This is a genomic window from Rhodoferax potami, assembly GCF_032193765.1.
Lineage (GTDB): Bacteria > Pseudomonadota > Gammaproteobacteria > Burkholderiales > Burkholderiaceae_C > Allorhodoferax > Allorhodoferax potami.
In genome coordinates this window covers 2369055-2394349 of the sequence record NZ_JAVBIJ010000001.1, presented here as the reverse complement: position 1 = coordinate 2394349, position 25295 = coordinate 2369055, and the positions used below count along the sequence as shown (strand labels likewise).

Annotated in this window: 37 protein-coding genes and 1 tRNA gene; 34 read left to right on the top strand and 4 right to left on the bottom strand. The window is 57.8% G+C overall.

Annotated elements, in window-relative coordinates; genetic code table 11:
• The first annotated feature begins 1 nt into the window (after position 1).
• From mlaD to RAE21_RS11460, 10 genes are all read left to right on the top strand, one after another.
• Entirely contained in the window at positions 2 to 481 is a 480-nt protein-coding gene (mlaD, locus tag RAE21_RS11505; protein WP_313875284.1) for an outer membrane lipid asymmetry maintenance protein MlaD, read from the top strand.
• Complete coding sequence (locus RAE21_RS11500; protein ID WP_313881486.1) at positions 478 to 1191, top strand: MlaA family lipoprotein; 714 nt, start codon at positions 478 to 480, stop codon at positions 1189 to 1191. The genes mlaD and RAE21_RS11500 overlap by 4 nt, the downstream gene beginning before the upstream one ends.
• A gap of 112 nt (positions 1192 to 1303) precedes the next feature.
• Positions 1304 to 1903, top strand: a complete 600-nt coding sequence (locus tag RAE21_RS11495) for an MlaC/ttg2D family ABC transporter substrate-binding protein (protein WP_313876235.1) — start codon at positions 1304 to 1306, stop codon at positions 1901 to 1903.
• Between the two features lies 1 nt (position 1904).
• Complete coding sequence (locus tag RAE21_RS11490) at positions 1905 to 2171, top strand: STAS domain-containing protein (protein ID WP_313875286.1); 267 nt, start codon at positions 1905 to 1907, stop codon at positions 2169 to 2171.
• A gap of 29 nt (positions 2172 to 2200) precedes the next feature.
• The gene (locus tag RAE21_RS11485; RefSeq protein ID WP_313881485.1) at positions 2201 to 3127 is read left to right on the top strand and encodes an ABC transporter ATP-binding protein; all 927 of its coding nucleotides are present in this window, start codon (positions 2201 to 2203) and stop codon (positions 3125 to 3127) included.
• Positions 3124 to 3879 (top strand): ABC transporter permease, encoded by a 756-nt coding sequence (locus RAE21_RS11480; RefSeq protein ID WP_313875288.1) that lies wholly within the window; start codon positions 3124 to 3126, stop codon positions 3877 to 3879. The genes RAE21_RS11485 and RAE21_RS11480 overlap by 4 nt, the downstream gene beginning before the upstream one ends.
• A gap of 7 nt (positions 3880 to 3886) precedes the next feature.
• Positions 3887 to 4129, top strand: a complete 243-nt coding sequence (locus tag RAE21_RS11475; RefSeq protein ID WP_313875289.1) for a BolA family protein — start codon at positions 3887 to 3889, stop codon at positions 4127 to 4129.
• A 38-nt stretch (positions 4130 to 4167) separates the two neighbouring features.
• Complete coding sequence (gene hisG / locus RAE21_RS11470) at positions 4168 to 4806, top strand: ATP phosphoribosyltransferase (protein WP_105262764.1); 639 nt, start codon at positions 4168 to 4170, stop codon at positions 4804 to 4806.
• Between the two features lie 19 nt (positions 4807 to 4825).
• A complete protein-coding gene (gene hisD, locus RAE21_RS11465; RefSeq protein ID WP_313881484.1) occupies positions 4826 to 6142 on the top strand; it encodes a histidinol dehydrogenase in 1317 nt (438 codons plus the stop codon).
• A 29-nt stretch (positions 6143 to 6171) separates the two neighbouring features.
• Positions 6172 to 6558, top strand: coding sequence for a Rap1a family protein (locus RAE21_RS11460; RefSeq protein WP_313881483.1), 387 nt, complete (start codon positions 6172 to 6174; stop codon positions 6556 to 6558).
• Between the two features lie 51 nt (positions 6559 to 6609).
• On the opposite strand, the gene RAE21_RS11455 is transcribed toward RAE21_RS11460, so the two are convergent.
• Positions 6610 to 7395 (bottom strand): substrate-binding periplasmic protein, encoded by a 786-nt coding sequence (locus tag RAE21_RS11455; RefSeq protein WP_313881482.1) that lies wholly within the window; start codon positions 7393 to 7395, stop codon positions 6610 to 6612.
• A 225-nt stretch (positions 7396 to 7620) separates the two neighbouring features.
• On the opposite strand from RAE21_RS11455, the gene RAE21_RS11450 reads away from it, so the two are divergent.
• The 14 genes from RAE21_RS11450 (at position 7621) to tatC (ending at position 15633) form a co-directional block, all read left to right on the top strand.
• Positions 7621 to 7848: a CopG family transcriptional regulator gene (locus tag RAE21_RS11450; protein WP_313881481.1), complete on the top strand. Its 228-nt coding sequence runs from the start codon at positions 7621 to 7623 to the stop codon at positions 7846 to 7848.
• On the top strand, positions 7841 to 8305 hold the full coding sequence (locus tag RAE21_RS11445) for a PIN domain-containing protein (protein ID WP_313881480.1): 465 nt from the start codon (positions 7841 to 7843) through the stop codon (positions 8303 to 8305). Before RAE21_RS11450 ends, RAE21_RS11445 begins: the two co-directional genes overlap by 8 nt.
• Positions 8306 to 8323: 18 nt before the next feature.
• Positions 8324 to 9472 carry a histidinol-phosphate transaminase gene (gene hisC, locus RAE21_RS11440; protein WP_313881479.1) on the top strand — a complete coding sequence of 383 codons (1149 nt, stop codon included), beginning with the start codon at positions 8324 to 8326 and terminating at the stop codon, positions 9470 to 9472.
• Positions 9469 to 10101 carry an imidazoleglycerol-phosphate dehydratase HisB gene (hisB, locus tag RAE21_RS11435; RefSeq protein ID WP_313881478.1) on the top strand — a complete coding sequence of 211 codons (633 nt, stop codon included), beginning with the start codon at positions 9469 to 9471 and terminating at the stop codon, positions 10099 to 10101. Before hisC ends, hisB begins: the two co-directional genes overlap by 4 nt.
• On the top strand, positions 10101 to 10751 hold the full coding sequence (gene hisH, locus RAE21_RS11430) for an imidazole glycerol phosphate synthase subunit HisH (RefSeq protein ID WP_313881477.1): 651 nt from the start codon (positions 10101 to 10103) through the stop codon (positions 10749 to 10751). Before hisB ends, hisH begins: the two co-directional genes overlap by 1 nt.
• Positions 10752 to 10818: 67 nt before the next feature.
• A complete protein-coding gene (hisA, locus tag RAE21_RS11425) occupies positions 10819 to 11559 on the top strand; it encodes a 1-(5-phosphoribosyl)-5-[(5-phosphoribosylamino)methylideneamino]imidazole-4-carboxamide isomerase (RefSeq protein ID WP_313875297.1) in 741 nt (246 codons plus the stop codon).
• 90 nt (positions 11560 to 11649) lie between these two features.
• Complete coding sequence (gene hisF / locus RAE21_RS11420; RefSeq protein WP_313881476.1) at positions 11650 to 12429, top strand: imidazole glycerol phosphate synthase subunit HisF; 780 nt, start codon at positions 11650 to 11652, stop codon at positions 12427 to 12429.
• Between the two features lie 71 nt (positions 12430 to 12500).
• The gene (gene hisI / locus RAE21_RS11415; protein WP_428984021.1) at positions 12501 to 12902 is read left to right on the top strand and encodes a phosphoribosyl-AMP cyclohydrolase; all 402 of its coding nucleotides are present in this window, start codon (positions 12501 to 12503) and stop codon (positions 12900 to 12902) included.
• Positions 12903 to 12918: 16 nt separating this feature from the next.
• On the top strand, positions 12919 to 13299 hold the full coding sequence (locus RAE21_RS11410) for a phosphoribosyl-ATP diphosphatase (protein ID WP_313875299.1): 381 nt from the start codon (positions 12919 to 12921) through the stop codon (positions 13297 to 13299).
• Positions 13300 to 13310: 11 nt separating this feature from the next.
• Positions 13311 to 13712, top strand: coding sequence for a DUF4870 family protein (locus RAE21_RS11405; RefSeq protein ID WP_313881475.1), 402 nt, complete (start codon positions 13311 to 13313; stop codon positions 13710 to 13712).
• Positions 13709 to 14086, top strand: a complete 378-nt coding sequence (locus RAE21_RS11400; protein ID WP_313881474.1) for a histidine triad nucleotide-binding protein — start codon at positions 13709 to 13711, stop codon at positions 14084 to 14086. The genes RAE21_RS11405 and RAE21_RS11400 overlap by 4 nt, the downstream gene beginning before the upstream one ends.
• 48 nt (positions 14087 to 14134) lie before the next feature.
• On the top strand, positions 14135 to 14371 hold the full coding sequence (gene tatA / locus RAE21_RS11395) for a Sec-independent protein translocase subunit TatA (RefSeq protein WP_313881473.1): 237 nt from the start codon (positions 14135 to 14137) through the stop codon (positions 14369 to 14371).
• Positions 14372 to 14382: 11 nt separating this feature from the next.
• Positions 14383 to 14826, top strand: a complete 444-nt coding sequence (gene tatB / locus RAE21_RS11390) for a Sec-independent protein translocase protein TatB (RefSeq protein ID WP_313881472.1) — start codon at positions 14383 to 14385, stop codon at positions 14824 to 14826.
• A gap of 21 nt (positions 14827 to 14847) precedes the next feature.
• Entirely contained in the window at positions 14848 to 15633 is a 786-nt protein-coding gene (gene tatC, locus RAE21_RS11385; protein ID WP_313881471.1) for a twin-arginine translocase subunit TatC, read from the top strand.
• Between the two features lie 52 nt (positions 15634 to 15685).
• Here the strand turns inward: tatC and RAE21_RS11380 are convergent, their stop codons facing one another.
• Positions 15686 to 16828 (bottom strand): S1C family serine protease, encoded by a 1143-nt coding sequence (locus tag RAE21_RS11380; RefSeq protein WP_313875305.1) that lies wholly within the window; start codon positions 16826 to 16828, stop codon positions 15686 to 15688.
• A gap of 82 nt (positions 16829 to 16910) precedes the next feature.
• Between RAE21_RS11380 and RAE21_RS11375 the strand changes: the two genes are divergently transcribed.
• From RAE21_RS11375 to pdxA, 3 genes are read left to right on the top strand one after another with little or no spacing between them, the layout of a single operon-like run.
• On the top strand, positions 16911 to 17306 hold the full coding sequence (locus tag RAE21_RS11375) for a hypothetical protein (RefSeq protein WP_313881470.1): 396 nt from the start codon (positions 16911 to 16913) through the stop codon (positions 17304 to 17306).
• Entirely contained in the window at positions 17299 to 18051 is a 753-nt protein-coding gene (locus tag RAE21_RS11370; protein WP_313881469.1) for a Nif3-like dinuclear metal center hexameric protein, read from the top strand. Before RAE21_RS11375 ends, RAE21_RS11370 begins: the two co-directional genes overlap by 8 nt.
• Positions 18048 to 19094, top strand: coding sequence for a 4-hydroxythreonine-4-phosphate dehydrogenase PdxA (gene pdxA / locus RAE21_RS11365; protein WP_313881467.1), 1047 nt, complete (start codon positions 18048 to 18050; stop codon positions 19092 to 19094). The genes RAE21_RS11370 and pdxA overlap by 4 nt, the downstream gene beginning before the upstream one ends.
• A gap of 69 nt (positions 19095 to 19163) precedes the next feature.
• Here the strand turns inward: pdxA and mscL are convergent, their stop codons facing one another.
• Positions 19164 to 19592 (bottom strand): large conductance mechanosensitive channel protein MscL, encoded by a 429-nt coding sequence (gene mscL / locus RAE21_RS11360; protein ID WP_313875308.1) that lies wholly within the window; start codon positions 19590 to 19592, stop codon positions 19164 to 19166.
• 156 nt (positions 19593 to 19748) lie between these two features.
• Between mscL and petA the strand changes: the two genes are divergently transcribed.
• The 6 genes from petA to RAE21_RS11330 all read left to right on the top strand — a co-directional run bounded on the left by petA (position 19749) and on the right by RAE21_RS11330 (position 23898).
• On the top strand, positions 19749 to 20363 hold the full coding sequence (petA, locus tag RAE21_RS11355; RefSeq protein ID WP_313881466.1) for a ubiquinol-cytochrome c reductase iron-sulfur subunit: 615 nt from the start codon (positions 19749 to 19751) through the stop codon (positions 20361 to 20363).
• Between the two features lie 10 nt (positions 20364 to 20373).
• The gene (locus RAE21_RS11350) at positions 20374 to 21789 is read left to right on the top strand and encodes a cytochrome b (RefSeq protein ID WP_313875310.1); all 1416 of its coding nucleotides are present in this window, start codon (positions 20374 to 20376) and stop codon (positions 21787 to 21789) included.
• Positions 21790 to 21806: 17 nt separating this feature from the next.
• Positions 21807 to 22562 carry a cytochrome c1 gene (locus RAE21_RS11345; protein ID WP_313881465.1) on the top strand — a complete coding sequence of 252 codons (756 nt, stop codon included), beginning with the start codon at positions 21807 to 21809 and terminating at the stop codon, positions 22560 to 22562.
• 103 nt (positions 22563 to 22665) lie between these two features.
• On the top strand, positions 22666 to 23277 hold the full coding sequence (locus RAE21_RS11340) for a glutathione S-transferase N-terminal domain-containing protein (RefSeq protein ID WP_313875312.1): 612 nt from the start codon (positions 22666 to 22668) through the stop codon (positions 23275 to 23277).
• A gap of 14 nt (positions 23278 to 23291) precedes the next feature.
• Positions 23292 to 23774: a ClpXP protease specificity-enhancing factor gene (locus RAE21_RS11335; RefSeq protein ID WP_313881464.1), complete on the top strand. Its 483-nt coding sequence runs from the start codon at positions 23292 to 23294 to the stop codon at positions 23772 to 23774.
• A gap of 48 nt (positions 23775 to 23822) precedes the next feature.
• A tRNA-Thr gene (locus RAE21_RS11330) sits at positions 23823 to 23898 on the top strand.
• Between the two features lie 16 nt (positions 23899 to 23914).
• On the opposite strand, the gene RAE21_RS11325 is transcribed toward RAE21_RS11330, so the two are convergent.
• Entirely contained in the window at positions 23915 to 24229 is a 315-nt protein-coding gene (locus RAE21_RS11325) for a hypothetical protein (protein WP_313881463.1), read from the bottom strand.
• A 30-nt stretch (positions 24230 to 24259) separates the two neighbouring features.
• Between RAE21_RS11325 and RAE21_RS11320 the strand changes: the two genes are divergently transcribed.
• A complete protein-coding gene (locus RAE21_RS11320; RefSeq protein ID WP_313881462.1) occupies positions 24260 to 25216 on the top strand; it encodes a M23 family metallopeptidase in 957 nt (318 codons plus the stop codon).
• Positions 25217 to 25295: the final 79 nt, after the last annotated feature.

The window sequence follows — 25295 nt, the reverse complement described above, 5'->3', positions numbered from 1 at the left end:
AATGCAGCGTTCAAAAAATGATGTGTGGGTGGGCTTGTTTGTCTTGCTCGGCGCCTTGGCGCTGGTGTTTCTGGCACTGCAGTCCGCCAATTTGTTGAGCTTCAGTGTCGACAAAGGCTACCCCGTGACAGCCAAGTTCGACAACATCGGGGGCCTCAAGCCCAAAGCGGCCGTCAAAAGCGCCGGTGTCGTGGTCGGTCGGGTGGAGTCCATCGGGTTTGATGACAAAACCTTTCAGGCCAAAGTAAACCTGTCGATGGACAAGCAGTTCGTATTCCCCAAAGACAGCTCGCTCAAGATATTGACCAGCGGTTTGCTCGGCGAGCAGTACATCGGCATTGAAGCCGGTGCTGACAGCGCCAACCTCGCGGCCGGCGATGTCATCAGCACCACTCAAAGCGCGGTGGTGTTGGAGAACCTGATCAGTCAGTTCCTGTACAGCAAAGCGGCGGACGGCCCATCCGCCAAAGAGGCACCATGATGCGCCCCTCGATCCGCTGGATGCTGGGCATCGCCCTGGTGGCTTTGCTCCAAGGCTGCGCAACGGTTGCCAACCCGGACCCGCGCGACCCCTTGGAGTCGATCAACCGTACCGTGTTTGGCTTCAACGACGCGGTAGACCGCGCCGTGCTCAAGCCTGTGGCGACGGCTTATGTCAACACCGTGCCTGCCTTGGGGCGCACCGGCATCAAGAATTTTTTCGCCAACCTGGATGACGTCTGGTCTGCGGTCAACAACGCGTTGCAATTGCGTGGCCAAGCGTTTGGTGACAGCGTCGGGCGTGTCATGGTGAATACCACCCTTGGCCTCGGCGGCTTGGTCGATGTGGCCAGTGACCTGAATATTGAAAAGCATCCTGCAAACTTCAACATCACGCTGGGGCGATGGGGCGTCGGTGCCGGTCCTTATGTGGTGTTGCCCCTGCTGGGGCCCTACACATTGCGCGAGGTGGGAGCCTTGCCGATCGACAACCGCGGCAATCTGGTGAACCAATTGGGCGACGAAGCAACCCGTACCGGGCTCACCGTGGTCGATCTGGTCGATACACGCGCTGGTTTTCTGGGGGCTGAAGATGTGGTGAGTGGTGCCGCGCTTGATCGCTACTCGTTTACCCGTGATGCGTATTTGCAGCGCCAGCGTTATCAGGTGTATGACGGCAATCCGCCCGACGAGGAACCCTCGGAGCCGTAAGGTCGTAGCCGTCTTTTGTGGGTGGCGTCCCGCAAAAACGATAATCTGGCACTGTTTGAGGAAAAGAGTAATGTTGAAAAAACGTGGTTTTTTAAGTGGCGCATTGGTGGTGATGGCAGCCTTGGGTGGTTTGGTCAGCAGCCCCGTCCATGCGGATGACGAGGCTCCCGATGCCCTGATCAAACGCCTCTCGGTTGATGTGTTGGACACCATCAAAGCCGACAAGACATTGCGTGCGGGCGACACCAGCAAAATTGTGGCCTTGGTAGATTCGCGCATCATGCCCAATGTGAATTTCCAGCGCATGACAGCTTCCGCCGTCGGGCCTGGTTGGCGCCAGGCGAGCCCCGAGCAGCAAAAGCGCTTGCAAGAGGAGTTCAAAACCCTGTTGGTCCGCACTTATGCCGGTGCATTGGCTCAAGTCAGCGACCAAAGTATTGCCATGAAACCTCTGCGCGCTGCGCCTGAGGATAAAGAAGTGGTGGTTCGTACCGAAATTAAAGGCAAGGGTGATCCCATCCAGCTCGACTACCGTTTGGAAAAGACCCCGGGTGTCGGTGCCGGCTGGAAAATTTACAACCTGAACGTGCTGGGTGTGTGGCTGGTCGAAACGTATCGCAGCCAATTTGCCCAGCAGATCAATGCGAAAGGCGTCGATGGACTGATCGATGCCTTGGCTGAACAAAACAAGGCGAACGCCAAGAAAGGCTGATGTGCTCAAGCTGCCTGCCACGATGACCCACGAGGTCGCACCAGCCTGTTTGTCCGAACTGCGGGATGGGCTGCAGCACGAGGCCAGTACGGTGGTGGTCGATGGCGAGCGTTTGCAGCGCTTCGACTCATCTGCGCTGGCTGTTTTGCTGGAGCTGCGGCGCGAGTGCGCCAAGGCCGGCAAGATGTTTGCCGTGCAAAAGCTTCCGGCCCGTTTGCGTGATCTGGCCGCCCTGTACGGGATTGACGCTCTGCTCAAGCCCGCCTGAGACCGGAAGCGTAAAATCGCGGGTTCTTTATGCCCGCCATCTCCTTCCAATCCATCTCCAAGACGTTTCCCTCGCCCAAGGGGCCGAAAGGCTCCACCTTCAAGGCAGTCGATAACGTCAGTCTCAACATCGAAGAGGGCGAATTTTTTGGTCTCCTCGGCCCCAATGGAGCGGGCAAAACCACCTTGATCAGCATGCTGGCCGGCTTGTCCCGCCCCACCAGTGGCCATGTGCAAGTGCTGGGCAGCGATGTTCAGACCGACTATGCCGATGCCCGCCGCAAACTGGGTGTGGTGCCCCAGGAGCTGGTGTTTGATCCGTTTTTTAATGTGCGCGAAATGCTGCGCATCCAGTCCGGCTATTTCGGTCTGCGAAATAACGACGCTTGGGTGGATGACCTGCTGGAAGGCCTGGGCCTGGCCGACAAGGCCAATGCCAACATGCGCCAACTCTCCGGCGGCATGAAGCGCCGTGTGCTGGTGGCGCAGGCCTTGGTGCACAAACCCCCCGTCATCGTGCTGGACGAACCCACTGCGGGTGTGGATGTGGAGCTGCGCCAGACGCTGTGGCAGTTCGTGGCCAACCTCAACAAACAGGGCAGCACGGTGCTGCTGACCACCCACTACCTTGAAGAGGCCGAAGCCTTGTGCGGGCGCATTGCCATGCTCAAGACCGGCCGCATTGTGGCGTTGGACACAACCAGCGACCTGCTCAAGGCCGCCAGCAGCAATGTGCTGCGCTTCAAGACGGCCGATGCATTGCCGGCTGAGTTGGCTGCGCGGGCCCGTATCACCGGCCGTATCGTTCAGCTGCCTGCCAACAACGCGCTCGAGATCGAAAACTACCTTGCAGCGGTGCGCCAAGCCGGCGTCGCGGTGGAAGACGTAGAGATCCGCAAGGCCGATTTGGAAGATGTGTTCCTTGACATCATGAACAAGCAAGGAGCACACGCATGAACGGCTGGCAAACCCTGCTCTACAAAGAGACCCTGCGCTTCTGGAAAGTTGCGGCGCAAACGATCGCCGGGCCGGTGCTGACCGCCATGTTGTACCTGTTGATCTTCGGCCACGCGCTGGAGAGCCATGTGAAGGTGTATGACCAGGTCAGTTACACCGCCTTTCTGGTGCCCGGCTTGGCCATGATGAGCCTGCTGCAAAACGCCTTTGCCAACAGCTCTTCCTCGCTCATCATGAGCAAGGTCATGGGTAATCTGGTGTTCTTGTTGCTCACTCCGCTGTCGTATTTCAACTGGTTTGTGGCCTATGTGGGTGCCGCTGTGATTCGCGGTTTGGTGGTGGCGCTGGGCGTGTTCGTGGTGGCGGCCTTCTTCACCCCCATGAGCTATGCAGCGCCGGTGTGGATTCTGGTGTTCGCCATTCTGGGCGCGACCCTGATGGCTGCGTTGGGGCTGATTGCTGGCTTGTGGGCTGAGAAGTTCGACCAGCTCGCGGCTTTCCAGAACTTTGTGGTCATGCCCATGACGTTCTTGAGCGGCGTGTTTTATTCAATCCATTCCTTGCCCGCGTTCTGGCAAGGGGTGAGCCATTTCAACCCGTTTTTCTACATGATCGACGGCTTCCGCTTCGGCTTCTTTGGCATCAGCGACGTGTCCCCGTGGATGAGCCTTGCTGTCGTCGGCGGCGCCACCGTGGTGGTGAGCCTGATTGCCCTTCAACTGCTGCGCAGCGGCTACAAAATCCGCAGCTGAGATTCTTATGACCGCAGACCAACTCCAAGCCCTTATCACTGCAGGCCTCGCCTGTGACCATTGCGCGCTCGAAGGCGATGGCCGCCACTGGTACGCCACCATCGTGTCGCCCGAGTTCGAAGGCAAACGCCTTGTCCAGCGCCAGCGTTTGGTGTACGCCACCTTGGGCAACCGCATGCAAACCGACGAGGTACACGCTTTGTCCATGAAAACTTTCTCGCCCACCGAATGGGCAGCCCAGTCCGCCTGAGGCGCACGCAACTCCGAGAGCCCGCCATGAGCGCAGACATGATCACCCTGGCCCTGTCCAAAGGCCGTATTTTTGAAGAAACCGTGCCGCTGCTCAAAGCCGCCGGCATTGAGGTGCTGGACGACCCTGAGAAGTCCCGCAAATTGATTCTGGACACCAACCAGCCCAACGTGCGCGTGCTGGTGGTGCGCGCGACTGACGTGCCCACCTATGTGCAATACGGCGGCGCCGACCTCGGCATCACCGGCAAAGACACTTTGCTGGAGCACGGCAGCCAAGGCCTCTACCAGCCGCTGGATTTGCAGATCGCCAAGTGCCGCATTAGCGTGGCGGTGCGTGCCGACTTTGACTACGCGTCTGCCGTCAAGCAGGGCTCGCGGCTCAAGGTGGCTACCAAGTACGTGGCGATTGCCCGCGAGTTTTTCGCCAGCAAGGGCGTGCACGTGGACTTGATCAAGCTCTACGGCAGCATGGAGCTGGCGCCCCTGGTCGGCCTGGCCGACGCGATTGTGGATCTGGTCTCCACCGGCAACACCCTTAAGGCCAACCATCTTGTCGAGGTGGAGCGCATCATGGATATCAGCTCTCGCCTGGTGGTGAACCAGGCCGCGCTCAAGCTCAAACAAGAACCCATCCGCAAGATCATCGACGCCTTTGCCGGCGCCGTAGGCCAGTAACTCCGGAAACCCATTTGCTATGACTTTTGTAGCTGCTCCCGCACGTTTATCAAGCGCTAGCGCCACTTTTGAGGCTGAATTCAAGGCGCGTTTGCATTGGTCTGCGGACACCGATGCCGCCATCGAGCAGCGCGTGGCCGACATCCTGGCCGACGTGCAGCAGCGCGGCGATGCCGCCGTGTTGGAGTACACCGCCCGTTTCGATGGCCTGAGCGCCACCGACATGAAGGCGCTGGAGCTGACCCAAGCCGAGCTCAAAGCGGCATTCGACAGCATCCCTGCAGAACAGCGCGCTGCGCTGGAGGCTGCCGCCAAGCGGGTGCGCAGCTACCATGAAGCCCAAAAGAAGGCCTCCGGCGAGAGCTGGACCTACCGTGACGAAGACGGCACGCTCTTGGGCCAAAAGGTCACGCCGCTGGACCGCGTGGGCATTTACGTGCCCGGCGGCAAAGCGGCGTACCCCAGCAGCGTGTTGATGAACGCCATTCCCGCCCATGTGGCCGGGGTCGGCGAAATCATCATGGTCGTACCCACGCCCAAGGGCGAGAAAAACGCCTTGGTGCTGGCCGCTGCCTATGTGGCTGGCGTGACCCGCGCCTTCACCATCGGCGGCGCGCAAGCGGTGGCCGCATTGGCCTATGGCACCGCCATCATCCCCGCCGTGCACAAAATCACCGGCCCCGGTAACGCCTACGTGGCTGCCGCCAAGCGCCGCGTGTTCGGCACCGTGGGCATCGACATGATTGCTGGCCCCAGCGAGATTCTGGTGCTGGCAGACGGCACCACACCGCCGGACTGGGTGGCGATGGACCTGTTCAGCCAGGCCGAGCACGACGAGCTGGCGCAAAGCATTCTGTTGTGCCCTGATGCCGCTTACATCGAGCAAGTGCAACAGAGCATCAACCGCCTGCTGCCTGAAATGCCACGTGCCGAGATCATCGCCAAAAGCCTCACCGGCCGTGGCGCACTGATCCAGACCCGCAGCATGGAAGAGGCCTGCGAGATCAGCAACCGCATCGCGCCCGAGCACCTGGAAGTCTCGAGCAATGACGCGCATAAATGGGAACCCCTGCTCAAGCACGCTGGTGCCATTTTTCTGGGCGCCTACACGTCTGAGAGCCTGGGCGACTACTGCGCCGGCCCTAACCACGTGCTGCCCACCAGCGGCACTGCGCGTTTCAGCAGCCCGCTGGGGGTGTACGACTTCCAGAAGCGCAGCAGCCTCATTGAGGTGAGCGAGCAGGGCGCCCAGGCATTGGGGCAGATTGCCTCGGTGCTGGCCCACGGCGAGGGCCTGCAAGCCCATGCACGTGCGGCGGAAATGCGATTGAAGTAAGAATGGGCGCATCAGGACGACCAAGCCCTATGCGCACCACACTTCATACCCCTCACACCTTTTCCACGCTGCGGCAAGCCTCTGCTTGCTTCGCGCTGTGCTTTGCCGCGGCCTCCGCGGCTCAGGCCATGACCATCCGCGAAATGCGGGCCCTCGAGAAGACGGAAAAGCAAGGCAGCACCTATACCGACTACTACCTGGTCGGCGTCATGGAAGGCGCGCTCGAGGCCCACACCCAAGCGGTGCGCGCCGGTGCCAGCGCCAGCATCTGCCTCAATGGTCGCCGTCTGGAGCCCAGCATGGCCAAGAGCCTGTACACCACCGAGCTCAAGCGCAATGCCGACCTCTACGAGGCCGATATGCCGGTGCAGCTGGTGGTGGTGAATGCGCTGGGGACGGTGTACCCCTGCCTCTAACCGCCCGCATGCGCGAGCCGTTGCCACACCACAGAGGCTTTTGATCGCTTCTTAACGGAATTTCACCTGCTTGCGGAATTCGTCCAGCATGGCTTGGTAGCTTCCGTTGTTGCGCATCTGGGTCAGACCTTTGCCGAAGGTGTCAGAGGCCTGTTGCGCTCCCGGGTACTTTTTCGAAAAAGCGATCCAGAACTCATCGGCGGACAAGGCGCCCCGGTGCACCAGTCGGCCACGCGCTGCGTCGGTGGCATCAATCCGCAGCCAACCCGGGGTGCGATTCATCACGACATAGTCCACGCGCTTGCTCAAAAACATTTGAATGAGGTTGTCGTCAGAGTTCGCGGGGAACTTGCCAATGCGTGAATCGTTCACAAAGGCGCTGGGATAGGTGTAGCCATTGGTGATGGCGACGTTTTTGCCCCGCAGGTCTGCCAGAGTCAGCGGGGTGGCGTCGTTGCCTGGCGCACCAAAGATCGACAGCTCTTCTTTGAACATCGGCGGCGAGTGCCAGATGTAATCGTTCCGGTTTTCATTGGTGATGCTGGCATTGAAGCAGCCTGCCACTTGGTCTGTGAGTGCCAATCGCATGCACCGGGAAAACGGCACGGAAATAAACCGCACATTGACGCCTTGGCTGGCGAACGCCGCCCGTATCAACCGGGGGCTAAAGCCGGTGGGTTCGTGTCCCGCGCCAAGCGAGCGTTTGTCTGCAAAGCTGTAAGGAGGCCAGTCGTCCTCCCCGGCCAGCACGATCGTGGTGGCGGCTGCTGGCTCTGCGGTGCCCTTGGTGGGCATCCCCAGAATCAATAGCAGAGCGACAAAGGCTTTTAGCAGCATGTGGTGGCCCCAATTTTCAGTGTTTCCAACGGACCCGGCACGGTGGCAAATAGCGCCAACCCCGGTGCAAAAGTCATCTGTGTGCAATATACGGCCTCGGAATTCAATCGGACGCATCCGAGCTGAAGCACGAGGGGCGCGCTGGGTTACTCCCTGAGTATCACCGGTAGGTCAAAATAAACACGAACTTCGTGCAGCACGAATTTCGTGTAAACTGCATTCACGATGAAAAACGTCACCATCACCGTTGAAGACGCCACCCTGGAATGGGTGCGGATCGAGGCGGCGCGGCGCAATACCAGCGTGTCGCGCTTGGTGGGCGAGATGTTGACCGAGAAGATGCAGCACGACGACGCCTATGCCCGCGCCCAGCGCGATTGGGTGGCGGATACGTCCAGCTTCAGCTCGGGTGGCAAGGCTTATCCGGCGCGGGGCCAGCAAGACCATGGCTAGCCCGCTCGACACCTCTGGCGCCATCGTCTTTGTGGACACCAACGTGCTGTTGGCCGCAGACGATGCGTTTGACGCTCCTCGCCAAACCCGCGTACGTGAATGGCTGCAGGCCTTGTGGCAACGCAGGGCAGGGCGATTGAGCACGCAGGTGCTGAACGCCTATTACGTGGGCGCCACCCGCCACTTCGCCATGCCGCAGGGCGACGCACGCGCCAAGCTGCGCCGCTACCAGCTCTGGCAGCCTTGGCAGATCGACCACCAGACCGTAGAAACCGCTTGGGGCGTGGAGGCCCGTTTCGGCCTGCCGTATTGGGATGCGCTCATCGTTGCCGCCGCAGCGCAGAGCGGCGCAAGCCATGTACTGTCGTTCGATTTGCAGCACGGCCAGCAGATCGACGGCGTCACCATCTTGAACCCTTTGCAAGCCACGCCTGCCGATCTGGCGCTGGCTGACTAGTTTTTTGAAAGCCCTTGCATGACAACCTCTGCCGACTTTGCTGCTGACGTACAGGCGCTGATTGCGCGCCGCATCCGCCAGGACGTGCAGGGCATGCATGCCTATGCGGTCCAAGACTCCAAAGGCATGGTCAAGCTCGATGCCATGGAGAACCCGTTTTCTCTGCCACCCCACCTGCAAGCCGCGCTGGGCCAGCGCCTGGGCGCGCTGGCGCTGAACCGCTACCCCGATGGCCGGGTCAATGACCTACGGGCAGCCCTGGCGCAGTACGTGGGCATGCCCGCGGGCCACGACATCATGCTGGGCAATGGCTCGGACGAGCTGATCTCTCTGCTCTCCATGGCTTGCGACGTACCTGCCCAGCCCGGCGAGGCCCGCCCCGTGGTGCTGGCGCCTACGCCCGGTTTTGTGATGTACGCCATGAGTGCCCAGTTGCAGGGGTTGGACTTTGTCGGCGTGCCGCTGACCGAAGACTTTGCCCTCGATGTGCCTGCCATGGTGCAGGCTATTGCCGAGAAGCAACCCGCCATCGTGTACCTGGCCTACCCCAATAACCCCACCGCCAATTTGTGGGACGCCGACGCCATGGCCACCGTGATTGCTGCAGCCAAGCAGGCGGGCAGCATCGTGGCGGTGGACGAGGCCTACCAGCCGTTTTCCAGCCGCACCTACATGGATGTGATCCGCGCGAACCCCGCCGCCCATCCCCATGTGGTGCTGATGCGCACCCTGAGTAAGTTTGGCCTAGCCGGTGTTCGCCTAGGCTATATGACCGGCCCTGCCGCCCTGATTGCCCAGGTCGACAAAGTGCGCCCGCCCTACAACATCAGTGTGCTGAACTACGAGTGCGCCTTGTTTGCCTTGGAGCATCAAGATGCTTTTGCCGTGCAAGCCCAAGAGATATGTGCGCAGCGCGCTATTCTTTTAGGAGCATTGCGTGCGATGCCTGGTGTGAAGGCCTGGGATAGCGATGCCAACATGGTGCTGGTCCGCTTCCCCGGCGCGGACGATGCAGCGCAAAAAATATTCGACGGTTTGAAGGCGCGCGGGGTGCTGGTCAAGAACGTTTCTAAAATGCACCCATTGCTGGCCCGCTGTTTGCGTTTGACCGTCGGCACCGCCGAAGAAAACGCCCGACTGATTCAGGCCTTGCAGGAAACCCTATGAGCACCAACTACCCCGTTACCGAAATCCCCACAGCCATGCCCGCACGCATTGCCGAAGTGTCCCGCAACACCGCGGAAACCAAGATCCGCGTGCGCGTGAACTTGGACGGCACGGGTGTGAGCCGCTTGTCCACTGGTATTGGCTTTTTCGACCACATGCTCGACCAGATCGCCCGCCACGGGTTGATTGACCTCGACATTGAGGCCGAAGGCGATTTGCACATTGACGGGCACCACACGGTGGAAGATGTGGGCATCACCCTGGGCCAGGCCTTTGCCAAGGCGGTGGGTGACAAGAAAGGCATTCGCCGCTATGGCCACGCTTATGTGCCCTTGGACGAAGCGCTGAGCCGTGTCGTGATCGACTTTTCTGGCCGCCCGCAGTTGGAAATGCATGTGCCCTTCAAGAGCGGCATGATCGGCGCGTTTGACACCCAGCTCACGCACGAGTTCTTCCAGGGCTTTGTGAACCACGCATCGGTGACCCTGCACATTGACAACCTCAAGGGCGAGAACGCCCACCACCAGGCCGAGACCGTGTTCAAGGCCTTTGCCCGCGCATTGCGCTCCGCGTTGGAGTTCGATCCCCGCGCATTGGGTGTGATTCCCTCTACCAAAGGTTCGCTCTGATGAAAAAGGTCGCTGTCGTTGATTACGGCATGGGCAATTTGCGCTCAGTCACGCAGGCTGTGATGCATGTGGCTGAGGGCACCGGTGTCGAGGTCGTCTGGGCCCGCACCCCGCAAGAAGTGATGGACGCCGAGCGCGTGGTCTTGCCCGGACAGGGCGGTATGCGCGATTGCATGCGCGAGCTGCACGAGTCTGGCATGTTCGACGCCGTGATGCACGCAGCGGCGCACAAGCCCCTGATGGGGGTGTGCGTGGGCATGCAGATGCTGCTGGACCACTCGGCAGAGCTGGACACGCCGTGCTTGGGTTTGATTCCTGGTGAGGTGGTCAAGTTCGACCTCGCCGGCCAAACACAACCTGATGGCAGCCGCTACAAAGTGCCCCAGATGGGCTGGAACCAGGTCTGGCAAACCGGGGAAACCCGGCACCCGGTGTGGGGTGAGGTGCCGGACGGCGCCTACTTCTACTTTGTGCACAGTTATTACGCACAACCGTCGGATGCACGCCACAGCGTGGGCGAGACCGACTACGGCCAGCGCTTCTCTTGCGCCATTGCGCGCGATAATATTTTCGCGACGCAATTCCACCCCGAGAAAAGCGCCGAACATGGTTTAGCCCTGTATCGCAATTTCCTGCACTGGAACCCTTGAATTTTTATCCTTGCCGCACTCCTGCATTTGGCAAAGCGACCTCTTTTTCCTCCAACCCTGAAGCACCATGCTTTTAATTCCTGCAATTGACCTCAAAGACGGCCACTGCGTTCGCCTCAAACAAGGCGATATGGACCAATCCACCACCTTTGGCGAAGACCCCGCGGTCATGGCCCGAAGCTGGGTTGACAAGGGCGCGCGCCGCCTGCACCTCGTAGATTTGAATGGCGCGTTTGCGGGCCATCCCAAGAACGAGGTGGCCATTCGCAAGATATTGAAGGAAGTGGGCGGCGAGATTGATGTGCAGCTGGGTGGCGGTATCCGCGATCTGGACACCATCGAGCGCTATCTGGATGCTGGCTTGCGCTACGTCATCATCGGTACTGCAGCGGTTAAGAACCCCGGCTTTTTGCAGGACGCTTGCACCGCGTTCGGCGGTCACATCATCGTGGGCCTGGACGCCCGCGACGGCAAAGTGGCCACCGACGGCTGGAGCAAGCTCACCCGCCACGACGTGATCGACCTCGGCAAAAAGTTTGAAGACTACGGTGTCGAAGGCATCATTTACACCGACATCGGCCGCGACGGCATGCTGTCCGGCATCAACATCGACGCCACCGTCAAGCTCGCGCAAGCGCTCACGATTCCTGTCATCGCCTCTGGCGGCCTGTCTAACATGGCTGACATCGAAGCACTGTGCGCTGTGGAAGACGAAGGCGTGGAAGGTGTGATCTGCGGCCGCGCCATTTACAGCGGCGACCTCGACTTTGAAAAAGCGCAGCTCCGCGCCGACGAGTTGAACGGATGAACAAGTTTTGCCGCCGGGCCGTCCCAAGGCAAAACACGGCCCCCTCGGGGGGCAGGAAGCTACACGCAGTGAGCGACCGTGAGGGCCACCATGCTCGCTAAGAGAATTATTCCTTGCCTCGACGTGACCGGCGGTCGCGTCGTCAAAGGCGTGAACTTTGTTGAGCTGCGTGACGCCGGCGATCCGGTAGAAATTGCTGCGCGCTACAACGACCAGGGCGCTGACGAACTCACGTTTCTCGATATCACCGCTACCAGTGATGGGCGGGATTTGATTCTGCACATCATTGAGGCGGTAGCTTCGCAAGTGTTCATTCCGCTTACCGTGGGTGGTGGTGTGCGGGTGGTCGAGGACGTGCGGCGCTTGCTGAACGCAGGTGCCGACAAGGTGAGTTTCAACTCGGCGGCCTTGGCCAATCCGCAGGTGATTGAAGACGCATCGCTCAAATACGGCTCACAGGCGATTGTGGTGGCGATTGACGCCAAGCGCCGGTCCGCCGAAGACGCAGTCACCCGCGGTGCGGGCTGGGATGTGTATAGCCACGGCGGCCGTAAAAACACGGGGCTGGATGCAGTGGTATGGGCTACGGAGATGGCGCGCCGCGGTGCCGGCGAGATCTTGCTCACCAGCATGGACCGTGATGGCACCAAGAGTGGCTTTGATTTGGCCCTGACCCGCGCGGTGGCCGATGCGATCAGCGTACCGGTGATTGCCAGTGGCGGCGTGGGTAACCTCGACCACCTGGCAGATGGCGTGCAGCAGGGTGGCGCCGATGCGGTGCTGGCAGCCAGCATCTTCCATTACGGCGAATACACGGTGGGCCAGGCGAAAGCGCGTATGGCGCAGCGGGGTATCCCGGTCAGAATTTAAGCCTTTTAGGGCTCTGGCGCCCAACAATGCTGCGCGAGCAGCTATCAAAAAAATAGCAAATGGACTCTCAAATGACCCCCCCAGTGAGCTGGATCAAGCACATCCGTTGGGACTCCAAAGGCTTGGTCCCTGTCATTGCACAAGAGCAAACCACGGGTGATGTGCTGATGTTTGCCTGGATGAACCGCGAGGCGCTGCAAAAAACCGTAGAGCTCGGTCAGGCGGTGTATTTCAGCCGTTCGCGCGACAAGCTCTGGTTCAAAGGCGAAGAGTCCGGCCATGTGCAGAAAGTCCATGAGATCCGTATGGACTGTGACAGTGACGTTATCTTGCTCAAAGTGACCCAGCTGGGCCATGAGCCCGGTATCGCTTGCCACACCGGGCGCCACAGCTGTTTCTTCAGTGTGCTGAAGGACGGTGTCTGGCAAGCGGTTGACCCGGTGCTCAAAGACCCTGAATCCATTTACAAGTAAAGCGCGTATTCACACCATGCAGGACACACTCACTTCTCAAGATGCGCTAGCCCATTTGGCGGCTGTCATCGAAAGTCGCAAAGCGGCCAACGGGGGCGACCCCGAGGCGAGCTATGTGGCGCGCCTGCTCCACAAAGGCCCTGACGCCTTTTTGAAGAAAATCGGAGAAGAAGCCACCGAAGTAGTGTTGGCCGCCAAAGATGCGGACCACGGCGGGGACAAGACAAAGATCGTTTACGAGATGGCAGACCTGTGGTTCCACAGCATGGTGGCGCTGGCCCATTACGGCCTGAGTCCCGCAGATGTCATCACCGAGTTGCAGCGTCGCTTGGGCACCAGTGGTCTTGAAGAAAAAGCCCTGCGCAAAGCGGTGGCGCGCGAAGCCGAGTCCAAATAAGGAGCCGCGCAATGAGCCAAGACTTCACCACCCCCGCTACCTCAGACCAAGCCCTTTTGCTCAAGTTGCAGGGGCTGAACACGGTGGGCACCATCAGCTATGTACTGCACCTCATCGTGGCGGTAGCGGCCTTGATTCCCGGCGGGCAGTTTGGCTTGACGCTGTTGCTGGTGGCCCTGATCATCGATTTGGTCAAGCGTGATGACGCAGCCGGTACTTGGCATGCTTCGCATTTCCGCTGGCGTATCCGCTCGGTGTTGTTTGCCGGGTTGGCGTATTTGCTGACTTTCCCTCTGTTTCTGCTTTTGTATTTTCCGGGCGCTGTGGCCTGGGCTGTCATATCACTGTGGTTTCTTTACCGTATCGTCACAGGCTTTATGGCAATGAATAAAGGTCAGGAGATCGGTGCATGAGCGAGCACACCCATCACGCCCACGATGCGAATTGCATTTTTTGCAAGATCGTGGCCAAGCAGATTCCATCCAAGGCGGTGTTTGAGGATGAGCATGTTTATGCCTTCCACGACATCAATCCCTGGGCGCCGGTGCATTTTTTGCTGATACCCAAGGCGCATATTCCCAGTATGGCGCACATCACTGCAGAGCATGGCACCCTGATGGCCCACATGATGGCCCTGGTGCCACAGTTGGCTTTGAAGGAGGGATGCAACCCTTACCCCGAAGGCGGCTACCGTTTGGTTACCAATACCGGGTCAGAGGGTGGGCAGGAAGTCCATCATTTACATTTTCACATCATGGGTGGTTCTCGCCCCTGGCTGAAAGGTTAGTCGCTTCAAGTGGGCGACTAGAATTCAATTTATTGTTAGGAGTACATCATGGGTTCATTTTCTATTTGGCACTGGTTGATCGTTCTGCTGATCGTCGTCATGGTGTTCGGCACCAAGAAACTCAAGAACATCGGCTCTGACCTGGGCGGTGCGGTCAAAGGTTTCAAAGACGGCATGAAAGACGGCACTACGCCTGCTGCCGACGACAAAGCCGCTCCTGCACAACAAGTGGCCAATGCCGCTGAGAAAACCACGATCGACGTGGAAGCCAAGCAAAAGTCCTGAGCTGAATCTGCGTGATTGATCTCGGAATTGCCAAAATGGCGCTGATCGGCGCGGTGGCGTTGATCGTCATCGGGCCTGAAAAGCTGCCCCGGGTTGCGCGCACGGTGGGTGCCTTGCTTGGTAAGGCGCAACGCTATGTGTCAGATGTGAAGGCTGAGGTCAACCGGTCGATGGACTTGGACGAGTTGAAGAAAATGCGCGAAACCGTCGAAGGTGCCGCGCGCGATGTAGAAAACTCCATCCAGACATCTGCCTCAGACTTTGAGAAGTCGTGGTCCGAGGTCGCTGATGCAGCGCTGGCGCCCGAGCCACCGAGCTATAAACATCCCAACAAAAACTGGCGTTTGAAGCAAGGTGCCATGCCGCAGTGGTACAAGGCCCGCAACGGGGTGCGTACCCGTGCTTTGTCGGGTGCTGCACGAGTAGCCCGGTTCCGTCCTCCCCGCGCCCGCTGAGCGGCGCTCAATACTCTACCCATGTCTACTGAAAATCAACCGCAAGACGAGCTTGCCGGCACAGAGCAACCCTTCGTCCAGCATTTGATGGAGTTGCGCGATCGCTTGGTCAAAGCTGCCATTGCGGTGGGTATCGCCATGGCGGTGTTGGCTTTGTACCCGGGACCAGCCGCACTGTATGACTTTTTGGCCCAGCCGTTGATTGCCTCCCTGCCTGAAGGGGGCAAGCTGATTGCCACCTCGGTGATTTCGCCCTTCCTGGTGCCGCTCAAGATCATGCTGATGACCGCATTCTTGATTGCGCTTCCGGTGGTTCTCTGGCAAATGTGGGCTTTTGTGGCCCCCGGCCTCTACAGCCACGAGAAGAAACTGGTACTCCCTTTGGTGGTTTCGAGCACAGTGTTGTTCTTTATTGGCGTGGCGTTTTGTTACTTCTTTGTTTTTGGGCAGGTGTTCAAGTTCATCCAAAGCTTCGCGCCCAAAAGCATTGCCGCGACTCCGGATATTGAGGCCTATTTGGACTTTGTCCTGTCTATGTTCTTGGCCTTCGGTTTGGCGTTTGAGGTGCCAATCGTGGTGGTTGTGCTGGCGCGAATGGGGATCGTGTCTATCGAAAAGCTCAAGGCTTTCCGCAGCTACTTCATCGTGCTCGCCTTTGTGATCGCCGCGATCGTGACTCCGCCGGATGTGGTGTCTCAGCTGGCTTTAGCGATCCCGATGTGTATCTTGTATGAAATCGGTATTTGGGCTGCGCAGATTTTTATCAAGCACACCCAGGCCCCTGCGGAAGAATCAAAGTCCGCCTGAGTCGAGCCCCGCTCCAAAACCCACCCCCCGCCTTTGTGCGGGGGTTTTGCTTTCAGCGCTTGACTGCCTTGGGCTTGGGTCGTACGCCAGGGGTGAGCTTCAGGTTCACCTGAGCTTCTTTGCGCTGAACCACAAAAGCAGATTCGATACCGGGCTTGAGCGATGACACCAGAGCCAGCAGCTGGGTGACATCTCGAACGGGCGTCCCGCCTATGCTCACGATCACATCGCCCGGGCGGATGCCCGCTTGAGCGGCAGGCCCGTTTTGCAGCACGCCAGTGATGATGACACCCTCTTGGGCCTTCACATCAAAGGTTTCAGCCAGCTCGGGAGAGAGGTCGTTGGGTTCCACGCCGATCCAGCCCCGGGTGACTTTGCCGTCTTTCACAATGTCTTCGAGCACCTGCTTGGCGGTCGTCACGGGAATGGCAAAACCGATGCCCATGCTGCCACCCGAGCGGGAGTAGATGGCGGTGTTAATCCCCAGCAAGTTGCCGTTGGTATCCACCAAGGCGCCGCCCGAGTTGCCGGGGTTGATCGCTGCATCGGTTTGGATAAAGTTTTCAAAGGTGTTGATGCCCAACTGGTTACGCCCCAGCGCGCTCACAATTCCGCTGGTCACCGTCTGCCCGACGCCAAACGGGTTGCCGATGGCTAAAACTTGGTCGCCCACACGCAGGGCATCTGCATTGCCCAGCACGATGGTGGGCAGCTTGTCCAATTCGACTTTCAATACTGCGAGGTCGCTATCGGGATCCGTGCCGATGACTTTGGCGACGGATTTGCGCCCGTCGTTGAGGACGACCTCGATCTCGTCTGCCTCTTCGATCACATGGTTGTTGGTGAGGATGTAGCCCTGCGGGCTGACAATCACGCCGCTGCCCAAGCCGCCCTGAGGTTCATCGCTCTGGTCGCCGTAGAAAAACTTGAACCACGGGTCATCGGCATTGGGGTGCTGCGCCGCCGCTTTGCTGGTGGCGATGCTGACTACTGCGGACGACGCCACCTGCGCTGCCATGCGCAAACTGCCGGGAGGAATCTCCCCTGCTGGTGGGGCGGGTGACTCAAACATCGAGATGACACCACGACTGCTGGTACCGGCGCTGATCCACTGGGGTTTTAACGTCGCAACTACAAAATACGAAGCCAGCAATACGGTGCACGTTTGAGAGAACAGCAACCAAAGTCTTTTCATGAAATCACTCTGCAAAGGGCACACACCAGCGGGCGCCACGTGCAAATTGTAGGCTGCTAAGCTGTGTGCTGCTGCACGGACTATGACCGATTCTTACCGCACCATCCTGATCGAGCCGGACGCGCCTCTCAAACCGAAGTGGGGGGCTGAGTGCAATGGTTGCGGCGTTTGCTGCTTGGCGGAGCCGTGCCCTGTGGGTGTTGTGCTCAGTCGGCGCCGCAATGGGGCTTGCGTGGCCTTGCAATGGGACAGCGTGTCGCGGCGGTACCGCTGTGGTGCGGTAGCAAATCCACAGGCGATGCTTGTGCGGGTGTGGCCTGCGGTCTGGTGGCCGGTGCGCAGTGGTTTTGCCTTCTTGCTTGGCAAGATGGCCTTGCGCTGGATCGCCGCTGGGCAGGGGTGCGATAGTAGCCTAGAGCCGGCATCGCCCTCAGAGACAATAGTCAATAAAAACGAGAGCCCGACACACCATGATTGATCGCCAACAGCTCATCCAAACGCTACAAACACTGCTTCAACCGGAGCGCTTCAAGGACTATTGCCATAACGGATTGCAGGTCGAAGGGCGCACCGGTATCGGACACTTGGTTAGTGGGGTGACAGCCAGCGAGGCGCTCATTCAAGCCGCGATCGATCAAAAGGCGGATGCAGTTTTGGTGCACCACGGTTTATTCTGGAAAGGGTTTGATGGTCAGGTGAGTGGTTGGATGCGAAAACGCCTGGGCTTGTTAATGACCCACAACATCAACCTGCTGGCTTACCACTTGCCGCTGGATGCGCACCCTGAACTCGGAAACAACGCCCAGCTGGGTAAGCTGCTCGGACTGGAAACGCAGGCCACCTTCGGAGAGCAAGCGTTAGGGCATTTGGGCGCTGCGTCAACGGCCTGGGAGAGCGATACAGCGCTCGCAGCGCATATCGAAAACGTATTGGGTCGCAGCGTGACGTGTGTTTCCGGATTTTCGGGGCCTGTCAGCAAGGTGGCGTGGTGTACCGGCGGGGCGCAGAGTTACTTTGAGCCTGCCATTGCCGCTGGAGCGCAGGTGTTCATTACAGGCGAAATTTCAGAGCCTCAGGCCCACTATGCACGCGAATGCGGCGTGTCGTACATTGCCTGTGGGCACCATGCCAGCGAACGCTATGGTGCTCAGGCGGTAGGAGCCTGGGTGGCTGAGCAACACGGTTTGACCCATACCTTCATTGATATCCCGAATCCCGCATGACAACTCCTTGGATAGCCATCACCCTTGGTGATGCAGCTGGAATCGGGCCCGAAATCATTGCCCGGTGTTACCAACAGGCGCCAGCGTTGATGCGGGACTGTTTTGTTGCGGGGGACGTGCAAGCTATGCGGCGCGCCAGCCGTTTGGTAGCGGAGGGCGGATTGGTGGCACCCGTGGCAGTCCTGACCGCTCTCGACGACATGGGCCGCATTCCGCCCGGGTGTATTCCTGTGCTCCAAGTCGGCCCGGCGCTTCCTGAGGTCCCCTATGGCATGGTGAGTGCGGCGGCGGGCGAGTTCGCCGGCCGATGCGTCGTCTGGGCGGCAGATGCGGCGTTGCGTGGAGATATCGCTGCGTTAGTGACGGCGCCCTTGCACAAAGAGGCGATGAGTGCTGCTGGTGCGCCTTACAACGCGTACCCCGGGCACACCGAGTTGCTGCAGGCGCGTGCGGCCCATGCCCAAGGTCTATCGGTTGAAGCGATGCCAGTGCGCATGATGCTGGCCAACCATGAGTTACGAACCGTGCTGGTCAGCATCCATGTGTCGCTCCGAAAAGCGCTGGAAGCGATCACCTTCGAAAACATCGTCGATACGCTGAGAATCACCCGTGTCGCCTTGCGCAATGCATTAGGCCGTGAGCCTCGGATTGCTGTCGCGGGTCTGAACCCGCATGCGGGCGAGGGCGGGCTGTTTGGGCAAGAGGAGATCGAGACCATCGCACCGGCGATTGCGGCAGTCATGTCTGAGGGGGCCGATGTCTACGGCCCTATTGCACCCGATACTGTTTTTATGCGCGCGAGGAATACAGACGACCACCCCGGCGAATTTGATGTGGTGGTGGCGATGTACCACGACCAAGGGCTTATCCCTGTCAAATACTTGGGGGTGGAGCAGGGTGTGAATGTGACCCTAGGCTTGCCTTTGGTACGCACCAGCCCGGATCATGGCACTGCATTCGATATTGCGGGCCGCGGTGTTGCAGACTATCGAAGCCTGTTGGAGTCGGTTGATACTGCGAAGCGCCTCGTAAAAATCAACTAAATAAGCACTTGGCCCCGGTACGTAAAGCAGGATTCGCAATTAAAAATGTAGCAAATCCTGCTGTCGAATTTACTTCTTCAGACTGTCGCGGATTTCACGCAACAACAACACGTCTTCCGGAGTAACCACAGGCGCAGGTGCCGCAGCCGGAGCCTCTTTCTTCAAGCGGTTGATTTGCTTGATCATCAGGAAGATGATGAAAGCCAAGATCGCAAAGTTCACTGCGACGGTGATGAAGTTGCCATAAGCAAACACAGGTACGCCCGCTTTTTTGAGTGCATCCAGAGTGGTGCCGGTGCCAGGAGGAATGCTTCCCAAGACCACAAAGAGGTTGGAAAAGTCAAGTTTGCCAACGACAGCACCGATCAAAGGCATGATCAAGTCGCCTACCACCGAGTCGACAATTTTGCCGAACGCTCCACCAATGATCACACCGACTGCCAAGTCGACCACATTACCTTTGACGGCGAACTCTTTGAATTCTTGCAGCATGCCCATGGGGTAACTCTCCTTAATTGATAAAAGCGCTAGTATCCCCGAAATCACAAGGGCATTGCGAAGGTGACTTGCGCAAGTCCCTGTTCGTTGAATAACCCTACATCCGTCAGCTACAATTCTTGTCTAATCTACTAGCGACGTTCGTTGAGGATTCTCATGAGTGAAACACTTGTCGACAGCAAAAAGATCGACGCCAGCAAGCGGACTTGGCTGATTGCCTCCGGTTGTGCTGGTGCGGTAGGTGGTGTTGCAACCGCCATTCCCTTTGTGAGTACCTTTCAGCCGTCTGAGCGCGCGAAGGCCGCAGGAGCAGCCGTTGAGGTAGACATCGCTGAACTAAAACCCGGCGAGAAGGTCACTGTTGAATGGCGCGGCAAGCCTGTGTGGATTGTTCGACGTACGCCAGAGCAAGTGGCTGCTTTGGCCGGTATCGATAGCCAACTAGCAGATCCCAAGTCAGAGCGCAAGCCTGACGAGCTGACGCCGGAATACGCCCGCAATGAAGCGCGCTCCATCAAGCCGGAGTTCTTTGTGGCAGTGGGTATCTGCTCTCACCTTGGTTGCTCTCCCTCTGACAAATTCCAGACCGGCGCTCAGCCCTCGCTTCCTGATGATTGGAAGGGTGGCTTCTTGTGCCCATGTCATGGTTCGACATTCGATATGGCTGGCCGGGTCTTCAAGAACAAACCGGCGCCTGACAACCTTGAAGTCCCCCCCCATATGTTCCTGTCCGACAGCAAGCTGCTTATCGGCGAAGACAAAGAAGCCTGAGGAATAAGACATGGCCCGAGCATTCAAGGACATTTCGCCTAACGCCTCTTCCGGGGAAAAGGTAACCAATTGGTTCGAGAACCGTTTTCCTACGGCTTTTGATGCCTACAAAGTTCACATGTCGGAGTACTACGCTCCGAAGAACTTTAACTTCTGGTACATCTTCGGCTCGCTGGCTTTGCTGGTGCTGGTGATTCAAATCGTCACCGGGATTTTTTTGGTCATGCACTACAAGCCTGACGCCAATTTGGCGTTTGCCTCTGTGGAGTACATCATGCGTGATGTGCCTTGGGGCTGGCTGATCCGCTACATGCACTCCACTGGTGCTTCTGCATTCTTTGTCGTTGTGTACCTGCACATGTTCCGCGGCCTGATCTACGGTAGCTACCGCAAGCCTCGCGAGTTGGTGTGGATTTTTGGTTGTGCGATTTTCTTGTGCCTGATGGCCGAAGCCTTCATGGGCTATCTGCTGCCCTGGGGTCAAATGTCTTATTGGGGTGCACAAGTTATCGTGAACTTGTTCGCCGCGGTCCCCTTGGTCGGGCCTGACCTCGCGCTGCTGATTCGCGGAGATTTTGTGGTGGGTGATGCCACGTTGAACCGCTTCTTCAGCTTCCACGTGATTGCTGTTCCATTGGTGTTGTTGGGCCTGGTGGTTGCGCACTTGCTTGCGTTGCACGATGTGGGCTCTAACAACCCAGACGGCGTCGAAATCAAAGGGCCCAACGCCCCGCGCGATGCCCAGGGTCACCCCTTGGACGGCGTTCCCTTCCATCCTTACTACACCGTGCACGACATCTTTGCGGTGAGCATGTTCTTGATGGTGTTCACTGCCATCATTTTCTTCGCACCAGAGTTCGGCGGGTATTTCTTGGAGTACAACAACTTCATCCCCGCTGATCCGCTAAAGACTCCAGCCCACATTGCTCCAGTCTGGTATTTCACGCCTTTCTATTCCATGTTGCGGGCTATCACTAGCGAGATGATGTACGCGCTGATCGCCTGTGTGATTGGTGCAGCTGCCTTCGGTGTAATCAAGGCGAAGTTGCCCAATATTTTCAAGGCTGCCATCGTGGGTGCTGCAGTGCTCGTCTCTGTAGCCATGCTGTCGATCGACGCTAAGTTCTGGGGCGTAGTGGTCATGGGTGGCGCGGTTGTGATCTTGTTCTTCTTGCCGTGGCTGGACAACAGCCCTGTGAAGTCCATTCGCTACCGTCCGGATTGGCACAAGTATTTGTACGGCATTTTTGTGATCAATTTTGTGATCTTGGCTTACCTTGGCGTGCAGCCCCCATCTCCGATTGGCGAGCGTGTCTCCCAAGTAGGTACCTTGTTTTACTTCGGCTTTTTCTTGCTGATGCCATGGTGGAGCACTGTGGGTGAAAGCAAGCCTGTGCCAGCCCGTGTGACATTTGCAGCCCACTGAGTGCTGGAGATTAAAGTATGAAAAAAATCATTTTCGGCTTGGCTCTTGTTTTGAGTTTGGTGGGCGGAGCCAAAGCCGCGTCCGGTGGCATTGCCTGGGACAAGGCGCCATCTAAAACCAACGATTTGGTCTCCTTGCAGAATGGCGCAAAAGTCTTCGTCAATTACTGCCTGAATTGCCATTCGGCAGCGTTCATGCGGTTTAACCGTCTCAAAGATATTGGTCTGACGGATCAGCAGATCAAAGATAACCTGCTGTTTACGACCGATAAAGTCGGCGAGACCATGAAGGCTGCAATTGATCCGCGGCAGGCTAAAGAGTGGTTTGGCGCAAACCCGCCTGACTTGACCGTGATTGCGCGCTCACGTGCAGGCGCAGGTGGTTCAGGTGCTGACTACCTTTACACGTATATGCGGACCTACTATGCCGATGACACCAAGGCCACGGGATGGAACAACTTGGCGTTCCCGAACGTTGGAATGCCTCACGTGTTGTGGGAGCTTCAGGGTAAGCGCGTTCCCATCTTTGAGACGGTTGTAAATCACGGGCATGAAGAAAAAGTCTTCAAAGGCTGGCAGCAAGTAACGCCGGGTACTATGTCTCCTGCTCAATACGACCAAACGGTTGGTGACTTGGTCAACTACCTTCAGTGGATGGGCGAGCCCGCTCAAAACACCCGCGTTCGTGTGGGCGTTTGGGTGTTGCTTTTCCTTGCAGTCTTAACCTTGTTTGCGTGGCGTTTGAATGCTGCCTTCTGGAAAGACGTGAAATAGAGTTTTCGACTGTCCTGCTCCCGGTGAGGGTGGCTAGTGACAGATTCAGAGTGGGCCCGCTGACGCGTCCCACTCTTTTTGCATTTTTTAGGAGTCTTTCGCCATGATGGTGCTGTATTCAGGAACAACCTGCCCCTTTTCCCATCGGTGTCGTTTCGTTTTGTTCGAGAAGGGCATGGATTTTGAGATCCGCGACGTAGATCTCTACAACAAGCCTGAAGACATCAGCGTGATGAATCCTTACGGTCAAGTGCCAATCCTCGTCGAGCGGGACCTGATTTTGTATGAATCGAACATTATCAATGAGTATATTGATGAGCGTTTTCCACATCCACAGTTGATGCCCGGAGACCCCGTGGATCGTGCACGCGTACGCCTGTTCCTTTTGAATTTTGAAAAGGAATTGTTTGTGCACGTAAATACCTTGGAAGCGCGTGCGACCAAAGGCAATGAAAAGGCCTTGGAAAAGGCTCGCGCGCATATCCGCGACCGCTTGACTCAGCTTGCTCCGGTGTTTTTGAAGAACAAATACATGTTGGGTGAAAGCTTCTCGATGTTGGACGTGGCCATCGCCCCCTTGTTGTGGCGTCTGGATTACTACGGTATCGAACTCAGCAAAAACGCTGCTCCGCTGTTGAAGTACGCAGAGCGTATCTTTTCGCGCCCCGCTTACATTGAAGCATTGACCCCCTCTGAAAAGGTCATGCGTAAATAACGCAGGATGGATCTATGCTCGACTCCATGGACGCCCCTTCCACTCGCCCCTATTTGATTCGTGCCTTGTACGAATGGTGCACCGATAGCGGCTTTACGCCTTTCATCGCCGTTCAGGTGGATGATGGGGTGCGGGTCCCCATAGAGTTTGTCAAGGACGGCGAAATCGTCCTCAATGTCAGCTTCGATGCCACCAGCGCCTTAAAGCTTGGAAACGAATACATCGAATTCAAGGGCCGGTTTGGAGGTGTGGCTCGTGACATTCTGGTGCCTGTCGATCATGTTCTGGCTATTTATGCCCGTGAGAATGGCCAGGGCATGGCGTTTCCCATCTCGACGAAGACCGCCAAAGCGCAGTCACTTGATGTCGAGGCAGTCAGCAAGGCACCGGGTGCGGCGTTGACGGCAGTGGACGTTGCTCAAGAGGCAGGCGCAGAGCCTACACCGCCCAAGTCTCCAACACCAGCATCGCGCCCAGCACTGACGCGAATTAAATAGTGCTTTCTCTCGAGAAGCGCTAAATTGCTGGTGTAGAATTTAGCCCGTGCCGGTTTAGCTCAGTTGGTAGAGCAACCGCCTTGTAAGCGGTAGGTCATCAGTTCGAATCCGATAACCGGCACCATTTCTTTCTCGCTTATTTATCGTGTAAGCGACGACATTTGTACCTTGAGTCGAATTGAGGTAACCTTCCACCCCTTTGATCGTAAGTGCGCTTGCAGTGCGGGCATAAGCTGTCGTAGTTTGGCCGCTACGGCGTTATTGTCTAGCAGTAAGCACCAGGTAGAGCCTTCAATCGGCCCCGGTTTGATGTTCTTCAACATTCCTCCCGGAATGAGCCCCTCCAGGCTTTTAAGGCGAGCGCTCGACTCCTTCGCGAGTGCAGCAAGGTGTGACAACGTGGGCGACTCGTGGGCCGCCTGTAGTGCTGAAACAGAGCGGTGGTTTCTGATCATGTTTGCAAGATGCAATAAGGGGTTCGCTGGATGCAGGTGATTATCACGGATGCGTGGATGGCAAGGTCCCGCGCTTTCCATCTCAATGGCTTTAAATTGATATTCGCGACACTGCTGGCTTCATTGGTGTTGATGCTGGTATCCGCGGGGCTTTACCACTGGGTATTCATGAAGGGTGCGCGAGAAGGCTGGCCAGTGATTGGATCGCTGGTACGTCTCGTCGCCAAAGACGAAATCGCCCAGCGCGATCGATACGTGAAAGAAAATATCGAGGTGCTTGCCAAGCGCCTTGGCGAGATGCAGGCCAAGATGTTGCAGCTAGAGTCGCTCGGCGAACGTGTTTCCGGGCTCGCTGGTATCAATCCGGCTGAAATTACAGTCGCACCAGGGCGCGGCGGAGCGCTGATCGCCGGTCGTGACCTTTCCATCGAAGAGCTTGATGCAACTCTGGCTTCTTTGGATGGCGCAGCCAGTAAAAATGCGGACGTGATGACAGTCATTGAGTCCCGTCTCTTCGAGCAAAAGATAAAGAAAATGATGGTGCCTACGCAGCAACCAGTGTTGGATGCCAATCTGGGCTCCATCTTTGGGTGGCGGATCGATCCCATCACAGGCCGTTCGGCTCTGCATACAGGGCTTGATTTTCCTGCGGGGGTCGGTACCCCCATCTACGCTGCTGCCGGCGGTATGGTGGTAACGCAGGAATACCACCCACAATACGGAAACATGCTGGAGGTGGATCATGGTAACGACCTCATCACGAGATACGCGCACGCCTCTAAAGTCCATGTGAAAAAGGGCGATCTGATCAAGCGTGGACAGCGTATCGCGGATGTCGGTAACACCGGGCGATCGACAGGCGCACACCTCCACTTTGAAGTCTTGGTTCAGGGCGTCCCTCAAGATCCACAGAAGTTTCTGAATGCTGGAAAAGGTTTGGGCACTGAGCGGTCTGCCTCTTCCAAGGCGTCTGTTCTACAGCGCTAAAATCAGTCGATTGACTCGATGCTTAGCGCTGGCCATTAGTCTGGCTTGACTTCCCGCAAAGAGCCTCCACTTTCTCAAG